1 protein-coding gene is annotated in these 540 nt (G+C 70.0%); it reads left to right on the plus strand.

The window, feature by feature from the left end; genetic code table 11:
- Window positions 1-540: transposase (locus tag RB628_RS41260; protein WP_318325752.1), on the plus strand; the 540-nt coding region annotated here is incomplete at both ends.

Genomic DNA, 540 nt, shown 5'->3' on the forward strand with positions numbered 1-540 from the left:
TGGGGGATCCGGGCGCGACGCTGGTGCTGGACGACACGCAGGTGATCAAGAAGGGTGACAAGTCCGTAGGGGTCGCCCACCAGCACTGCGGGACGACCGGCGATGTCCGCAACTGCCAGGTCATGGTGATGCTCACCTACGCCGCCGCGCGCGGACATACTTTCTACGACCGGCGTCTGTATCTGCCGCAGTCCTGGACGGGCGATCGTGAGCGGTGCCGGGCGGCCGGGGTCCCCGACGAGGTCGCCTTCGCCACCAAGCCGCACCTGGGCATCGCCATGCTTCAGGCCGCGGTGGCCGACGGGCTGCCGTTCTCCTGGGTTGCCGCGGACGCGGACTACGGCAAGGACCCCGCTCTGAGGTCCTGGCTGCAGGAGCAGAGGATCCGCTACGTGCTCGCGGTGCCCCTCACGCTGCCGGTTCAGGGTCCGCCGGGCAAGCCGTACCTGCCGAAGGTCGCGGCGGCCGGTGACCTGCTGCACTACGCCATCGTGCGCGATCAGTGGGAACGCCGCAGCCAGGGCGAGGGCTCCAAGGGGC

This window comes from Streptomyces sp. ADMS (genome assembly GCF_033441795.1).
Lineage (GTDB): Bacteria > Actinomycetota > Actinomycetes > Streptomycetales > Streptomycetaceae > Streptomyces.